The following is a 7176-nucleotide window of genomic DNA, read 5'->3' as shown; positions in this document are numbered from 1 at the left end:
TCGGACCAGCAGGACCTTGCCTGGAACTTGGCGGGCCAGGCGGTGGGCCAGTGATCCGGCACCCGCTTTGGATTCTCCCGCGCCCGTGATCCCGGCCACGACCAAATCGGGGTTCTGCGTTTTGACGTGTTCCAGGATCTCATGCAGCGGCACGCCCACGACAATGGTACTCTGGCAGCCAGCAGGTGCTCCAGCCTGTGCCAGCCAGCGCACGAGCGCATCCCGTGCTCCCTCGGAGGCAATGGCGGCCTGACGCTCAAAGCTCGTGTTGCGGTTGTCCGCCTGTGAGGACACGGCGGCAGTGTCCACCACATGCATGACGTGAAGGCTGGCTCCATTGAGCCCGGCGAGACGTGAGGCTTGTTCGAGTGCCGAGCGTGAGCCGGTAGAGAAATCCACGGGAACGAGGATGGTTTGAAGCGTGTTCATGGTGATGTGTTTGTATCGGATGGAAAAGCAGAGCATCAGGGCGTGATCAGCACTTTGAGCACGCCTTCCGCGCGATTGCCGAAGACCTCGTAACCTTGCTTGATGTCCGCCAGCGAGAAGCGGTGCGTCACGAGCATCGTGGGATCAAAACGGCCCGACTGGACCACGTTGATGAGGCGGCGCATGCGCTCCTTCCCACCGGGGCAAAGCGTGGTGATGATGCGGTGATCTCCCAGCCCTGCGGCATAGGCTTCATACGGTATTTGGAGCTTGCCTGAATAGACGCCGAGGCTGGACAGCGTGCCGCCCGGACGCAGACAGCGCAGGCAGGATTCAAAGGTTTCCTGGGTGCCGAGAGCTTCGATGGCCACATCCACGCCGCCGCCGGTGAGCTTCAGCACCTCCTCGACGACATTGCACTCATGATAGTTGAGGGTGACATCGGCTCCCATCTTGCGGGCCATGGCCAGACGGTTTTCATCACCATCGACTCCGATGATTAGCGTGGCTCCCATCAGTTTCGCACCCACCGTGGCGCACAGCCCGATGGGGCCTTGCGCAAAGACCACCACGGTGTCCCCGATCTTGATGCCGCCGCTCTCCGCGCCACCGAAGCCGGTGGAGGCAATGTCAGCGAGCATGACCACCTGTTCGTCGGTCACCTCATCAGGAATCTTTGCCAGATTCGCCTGCGCATACGGCACCAGCAGATACTCCGCCTGTGCACCGTTGATCGTGTTCCCAAAACGCCATCCGCCCATCGCCTGACAACCTGAGCCGTGGCCGCACTGCGAGTGCTGGCCGGAAAGACAGGCACGGCATTGTCCGCAAGGCGTGATGGCCCCGACGAGCACTCGGTCGCCGATGTTGTAGCCCGTGACGCCTGCGCCGAGTTCTTCGATGACGCCCACCGGCTCATGGCCGATGATCAGCCCCGGTTTCACCGGATACTCGCCGCGCACGATGTGGAGATCCGTTCCGCAGATAGTGGTGGCGGTGATTCGCAAAACCGCCTCGCCCGGGCCGGCGGACGGCCTGGGCACGGAATCGACGCGGATGTCATTAACGCCGTGAAACACGGTGGCGAGCATGGTTTGCATGGTGGTTTTTGGATGGGTGGTTGATTGAAAAAGAGTCCTGCTCAGCGCACCACGAGCACCGGACAGGGCGCGTGACGCACCACACGCTCCGCCGTGCTGCCGATGAGCGCATGTTCCCAGCCGGTGTGACCGTGCGTGGCGATGACGATGAGGCCGGGGTCGTCTGAAGTGATGGCTTTCACCAGGCACTGATGGGCATCGCCTTCGAGCACCAGCGTCGTGGTGTCCAGTTCCTCGCCGAAGTGCTCGGAGCGGAACTTCCGCAGCCGCGTCTCCGCCTGCGCATGGATGGCATCAATTTGCTGCTGCGTGAAGTTCAGCGGGATCTCGCCCGTCATCTGGATGCCGGGCTTCACATGCGCGAGGATGATTTTCGCGCCGAAATCGGCGGCCAGTGCCGAGGCCAGCGGGAAGGCCTTGCGGGAGTTCTCCGAGAAATCCGTGGGCACCAGAATCCAGCGCGGAGCCAGCTCGGCGGCATGGGTTTCACCGCGTCCGCGCACCACCAGCACAGGGCAGGCCGCGTGCTGCACGACGCGCTCCGCCGTGCTGCCGATGAGCACATGTGCCAGCCCGGTGTAGCCGTGCGTGGCCGTCACGATGAGATCACAGCCCCGCTTTCCGGCCTCCCGCACAATGACATCGAAGGCCTTGCCCTCTCTCACCACACGCTCCGCTGGCACATCCTCCGGCACATGGGCCGCCACAAACTCCGCGAGCTTTTCACGTGCGTCCCGCAGCCAGTCCTGCCGGAGGCCAGCGGCATCCAGCACCACATGCGAGCCATGCGGCAAATGTTTGACCACATGCAGCAGGGTGAGCTTGGCCCCGCTGCGTCTGGCGAGGCTCACGGCCGCAGCAAGGCCGTGCAGGCAAGGTTTGGAGAAATCCACCGGAGACAGGATGTGGCTAAAGCGGGATGACTTTGGCTGGTGCATGGGAAGGTCAGGGTTAGTGCTCATGAAAGGGCTGCATCTCAATGTTTGGGAAATGATCTTCACCGGCCCGGCAGTTGAGCCTCCGCCTCCAGCCAGTGATCCAGCTCACGCCCGGCAGGGCAGCCTTCGCTTTCATAGATGAAGTAGGCAAGCGTGGCGATTTCCACCTCGGTGGCCAGTATCGGCGTTGGCGTTGCGACCGCTGCCGACCGTTTGCGCACAGGCTTGGCGGAGGTGGTTTTTTTCTTCACTGACATGGCACCCGTCGCGGCGACAGTCTTCGACGCGGCCTTGGGTGCAGGGCTGGTTTTTTTGGCTGTTTTCATGGTGTTAATCATTCGGGTTGAAGGATCAGCAAGCGCCCCACCCAAGGATCATACACCGGTGCTTGGCTTTCGACTCAAGAAGCGCAGGAATAGGCGAATGAGGCGCAAGAATGGCTGCATGCCGTGACATTCAAATGAACGACACAGGCTTGCCGCGTGCCCGCGGCTCGCGCATCCATGAGATGCCATGAATGCCCCATCCACTCCTGACCTCTGGCGGAAAGTCCTGGTGCCGACGGACTTTTCCGAATGCGCCTCCACCGCCGTCCATGCCGCTGCCGCGATGCATCGCAAAACCGGCGTCGAAGTCCTCCTGCTGCATGTGACCGAGCCCGCGTATCAGGGGCTCCGCGTGCAGACGAGCGACCTGCACGCCCAAATGAAAGCGGAGGCGGAGAAGAGCCTGGCAAAGCTGGTGACCGAGGCGTTTGGCAAGGGCGCGACCATTTGCACCCTCGTCCAAGACGGTCGCCCGGCGGAGGTGATCTGCCAGACTGCGGACGAAGCCAAAGTCGATGCCATCCTCATGCCCACCCACGGACATTCCGGCCTGAAGCATGCTCTTCTCGGCAGCGTGACCGAGAAGGTCGTGCGCCATGCGCCATGCAGCGTCCTAGTAGTGCGTTAGCCTCCTGCCATCCTTTTGTTCATGTACACTTCTCTTGGGATGCTGCTTGCAGGCGTCGTTCTCGCCTGGTTTGGCGGAGACTGCTTCGTGTGCGGCGGCGTGGGCCTCGCTCGGTGGCTGCGCTGGCCCTCCGCGGTCATCGGCGTCACTGTGGCCGCGTTTGGCACCTCGTCGCCGGAACTGATCGTCGCCATCCACGCGGCGTTGGAGGGCGTGCCGGAGATTTCCCTTGGCGATGTCCTCGGCAGCAACGTGGTGAACGTGGCGCTGGTGCTCGCCCTCGTGCTGGCCCTCTCGGGCATGAAGGCGGAGGATGATGGCGTGCGGCGGGACTGGTTCATCAGCCTGCTGGTGCCCGGCGCGGTTTATGCGCTGCTCATGGATGGCTGGTTCTCGCTCTTTGATGCCGCGTTCATACTTCCGGGCTTCTTCGGCTGGCTGATCATCGTCACCCGCCATGCGCGTCGTCATGCCGCCGCCACGCCGGAAGCCGCGGATACCGTCTCACCGGCCAGAACCATACTCACCACGCTGTTCGGCCTCGGCCTGCTCATCGTGGCGGCGCAATTCGTGGTGCATGGCGGCAAAGGCATCGCACAGGCGCTCGGCTGGTCGCCCTTCATCGTCGGGGCCGTGGTCGTCGCGGCGGCGACGAGCACGTCGGAGCTCGCCAACACCCTCATCGCCCGTGCCCGGGGTCATCACGATGTGGGAGTCGGCAACATCCTTGGCAGCAACATTTTCAGCGTGCTCTTCATCGCGGCGGTGGCGGCGATGATCCAGCCGTATGCGGTACAATTGCCTGAAATCCTGCCCAGCCTCGCCTTCGGCCTCATCAGCACTCTTTTGATCCTGCCAGGCCGCGCCGGACATCTTGGCCGCTGGCGGGGTTTTGCGCTGCTACTGGCCTACGTCGCGTTCATCGCCATCACGATGCGGCAAACGGCCGCCCAATAGATGGTTTACGAGGCTGGAGCGGCTGGCAGAAGCCTCACTCCAACCTTGTCGATGCGCTGTCGGTCCATGTCGATGATTTCGATCTCGAAACCGCCGACGGTGAATTTTTCGCCTTCATGCGGCAGGCGCTCGAGGTGCTGCATGATGAAGCCGGCGAGGGTTTGGAAGGCGTCGGCCTCGGCGTTTGTCACCGCCTCAAATCCAGGAACCGTGGCGTTCACGGTGTCGATCTCGGCCATGCCATCGGCCAGCCAGCTTTGCGGACCGTTCTCACGCACTTGCGGACAATGGGAAGCGTCAGGGCGGTTGGATTTGAGGTCGCCCACCACTTCCTCCGCAAGATCTTCGATCGTCACCATGCCTCGCACGATGCCAAACTCGTCCGTCACCATCGCAGCGTGGTGCGAGGCCTTGCGCAGTTCCTCCAGCAGCGTCAGCGCCGGCTGATTGTCGGAGACGAAAACCGGCTCGCGCATCAGTTCGCCCACCTTTTGCGTCTTCCCGGCAGCCACGGAGAGAAACAAGGCCCGGAGGGACACCATCCCCTCCACATGATCGCGGGTTTCTCCATAAACTGGAAACACCACCTGCCGCACGCCATCGCCCAGCTCTTCCGCCGCGCTCGCCGCCGTGTCGTCCACATGCAGAAAAATCACCTTCGGCTTCGGGCGCATGATTTCCTCCGCCTTCAGCTCCCGCAGGTCAAAGACGCCCTCCACCAGCTCGCTCTCCTCATGGCGCACATTGCCGGTGATGAGTCCCTCACGCAGCAGCACCTCCACCTCCGCCGTCGTCGGGCCGCTCGGCGCTTCTGATTTGCCAAAGAAACGCATCAACGCCCGCGTGCTCAGCTCCAGCCCCCACACCAGCGGACTCCCCACCCGTGAAAGCCAGTCCATCGGCCCCGCCATCACACAGGCGATGCCTTCCGCATTCCGCAGCGCCAGACTCTTCGGAACCAGTTCGCCAATGATCAGCGACAAGTAGGTGATAAAAGCCACCACCAGCCCAAACGCGATCTGCTCCTCATGCCCGGCCAGCAAAGGCACCCCCTTCAGCCACGGCGTCACATAGCCCGCCAGACTCGCCCCACCAAACGCCCCCGCCAGCACGCCCACCAGCGTGATGCCGATTTGCACCGTACTCAGAAAGCGCTCCGGATTCTCCGCCAGCTTCAGCGCCAGCTTGGCTCCGCCACTGCCCTTTTCCGCCCGCTCCATCATCCGCGCCTTCTTCGCCGACACGATGGCGATCTCCGCCATGGCAAAGATGCCGTTCAGAATGAGCAGGAGGAGGATGAGGAGGAGTTCGGTCATGAATGGCTGGCTGAAGATGGCGATAAGCATGCTATTCGCAAATCACGGCACTCAAGACTCTTCCCCACGCCTTCGATGCTATGAGGCCAGATGTTCGCCGAGCATCTCACGTAGCAGCTTGCGGGCGCGGTAGAGGCGCACTTCGACGGCTTTTTCCGTGGTGTCCTGCACGCCGGCGATCTCGGCGTGGCTGAGACCGTGCCAGGTGGAGAGGATGAGGACCTCGCGCATGTCATGCGGCAGCTCGCCGATTGCTTTTTGCAAAGCGGCGAGACGTTCGTTGGCAGCGGCCTGCTCATCGGGTGAGGCGCTGGTGATTGCGACGGGCAGCTCGCGGAGGTTCTCAGGCTCGGTGAGGATCTCGGGATGGCGGGAGCGCCAGCGGGCATGGTTGCGGGCGAGATTCGTGGCGATGGCAAAGAGCCAGGTGGAGAACTTTTGTGAGGTACGATACTCCAAGCGGTGTCGGTGAACGCGGACGAAGCTTTCCTGCGCCAGATCACACGAGGTGGCGTGGCTGCCGGTAAGGCGCATGAGGTAGCTGATGAGCGGCTGGCTCCAGGCATCCATCAGGCAGTTCAACGCGAGGTCATCGCCCTCGGCCAGGGTGCGCATGAGTTCGGCATCGAGCTCGTCACGAGCGGGGCTGCTCATCGGCGGATGTTGGAGGAGAGGTTCTCGTCATGCACGCGGCGCTGCTGCTGCATCACGGGCAGGATGTCGTCGAGGAAGCGCTGGCCGGTCTCGCCCGGCATGAGGGCGGCGACCTGCCGCAGGTGCTCGGTGGCGGCCTTTTCGCATTCGCCGCAGACGATTTGATCGTGGGTGAACTGCGCGTCGAACTCGCCGGGCTGGCGGTTGCTGCGATGCCGGGCACGCCAGAGCAGGGGCCGGTCGGCCTCGTTGATCTGGCGGCACATCTTGTCGCACTGGCGGAAGTAGTCGCGGTGCAGGGCGCTGACTTTTTCAAAGGTGGCATCATCAAGGTGATACGCGGTCTTCAGCCAGCGGAGGCCGACCTCCTGCGGGCTCTCGCGAGGGCGCAGACTCTCCCGCGTGGCCCAGAGAGCGGCTCCGGCGGCAGCGACGGTCAGAAAAACAAAAGCAGCGATGCGTCCGGCGGGTGTCATGGGTAGCGACCATTGAGGTGATGCGGATCAAAGGGACTCACGGACATGACGTAGGCGTCATGCGGCGTGAACTCTGGCTCCGGTGGATGCGTGAGGCCCCACAGAACGGCCATGACGACGGCTGCGGCGACGATGAGAACCTCGCGCTTTGGCCGGAGGAGCCACCAGGCGAGTTTTTCGATCCAACCGGGTTCGGATTCAGCGGCGGAAATGCGCCGCCAGACCTCGCGACGGAATTCTGGCGGCGTCTCGGCCTGCGGTGCCTGCCACTGGGCGAGCAGATCATCGAGTGGATCGGGATCATTGGGCTTCATGGCAGGTGCAGGGTTGGTTTTGGGGTGAAAGCAGGCAG

10 protein-coding genes are annotated in these 7176 nt (G+C 63.0%); 2 read left to right on the top strand and 8 right to left on the bottom strand.

Translation table 11 applies throughout. From position 1 onward, the window contains the following. From ACILSI_RS15435 to ACILSI_RS15420, 4 genes are all read right to left on the bottom strand, one after another. Positions 1-429: universal stress protein (locus ACILSI_RS15435; RefSeq protein ID WP_395722790.1), on the bottom strand; the 429-nt coding region annotated here is incomplete at its 3' end. Positions 430-464: 35 nt separating this feature from the next. Continuing rightward, positions 465-1529 (bottom strand): zinc-binding dehydrogenase, encoded by a 1065-nt coding sequence (locus ACILSI_RS15430; protein WP_395722789.1) that lies wholly within the window; start codon positions 1527-1529, stop codon positions 465-467. 41 nt (positions 1530-1570) lie between these two features. Further along, a complete protein-coding gene (locus ACILSI_RS15425) occupies positions 1571-2491 on the bottom strand; it encodes a universal stress protein (RefSeq protein ID WP_395722788.1) in 921 nt (306 codons plus the stop codon). Positions 2492-2526: 35 nt separating this feature from the next. Next, positions 2527-2793 (bottom strand): DUF2934 domain-containing protein, encoded by a 267-nt coding sequence (locus tag ACILSI_RS15420; RefSeq protein ID WP_395722787.1) that lies wholly within the window; start codon positions 2791-2793, stop codon positions 2527-2529. A 187-nt stretch (positions 2794-2980) separates the two neighbouring features. Between ACILSI_RS15420 and ACILSI_RS15415 the strand changes: the two genes are divergently transcribed. Beyond that, positions 2981-3421: a universal stress protein gene (locus tag ACILSI_RS15415; protein WP_395722786.1), complete on the top strand. Its 441-nt coding sequence runs from the start codon at positions 2981-2983 to the stop codon at positions 3419-3421. A gap of 21 nt (positions 3422-3442) precedes the next feature. Continuing rightward, positions 3443-4378 (top strand): sodium:calcium antiporter, encoded by a 936-nt coding sequence (locus ACILSI_RS15410; RefSeq protein ID WP_395722785.1) that lies wholly within the window; start codon positions 3443-3445, stop codon positions 4376-4378. Positions 4379-4383: 5 nt separating this feature from the next. On the opposite strand, the gene ACILSI_RS15405 is transcribed toward ACILSI_RS15410, so the two are convergent. From ACILSI_RS15405 to ACILSI_RS15390, 4 genes are read right to left on the bottom strand one after another with little or no spacing between them, the layout of a single operon-like run. Next, positions 4384-5724: a hemolysin family protein gene (locus ACILSI_RS15405; protein WP_395722784.1), complete on the bottom strand. Its 1341-nt coding sequence runs from the start codon at positions 5722-5724 to the stop codon at positions 4384-4386. A 48-nt stretch (positions 5725-5772) separates the two neighbouring features. Beyond that, positions 5773-6348, bottom strand: coding sequence for an RNA polymerase sigma factor (locus tag ACILSI_RS15400; protein ID WP_395722783.1), 576 nt, complete (start codon positions 6346-6348; stop codon positions 5773-5775). Further along, a complete protein-coding gene (locus ACILSI_RS15395; RefSeq protein WP_395722782.1) occupies positions 6345-6824 on the bottom strand; it encodes a hypothetical protein in 480 nt (159 codons plus the stop codon). The genes ACILSI_RS15400 and ACILSI_RS15395 overlap by 4 nt, the downstream gene beginning before the upstream one ends. Then, entirely contained in the window at positions 6821-7138 is a 318-nt protein-coding gene (locus ACILSI_RS15390) for a hypothetical protein (protein ID WP_395722781.1), read from the bottom strand. Before ACILSI_RS15390 ends, ACILSI_RS15395 begins: the two co-directional genes overlap by 4 nt. Positions 7139-7176 lie beyond the last annotated feature (38 nt).

This window comes from Prosthecobacter sp. (assembly GCF_044232965.1).
Classification (GTDB): Bacteria; Verrucomicrobiota; Verrucomicrobiia; order Verrucomicrobiales; family Verrucomicrobiaceae; genus Prosthecobacter.
This window is presented reverse-complemented; position numbering and strand designations above follow the sequence as displayed.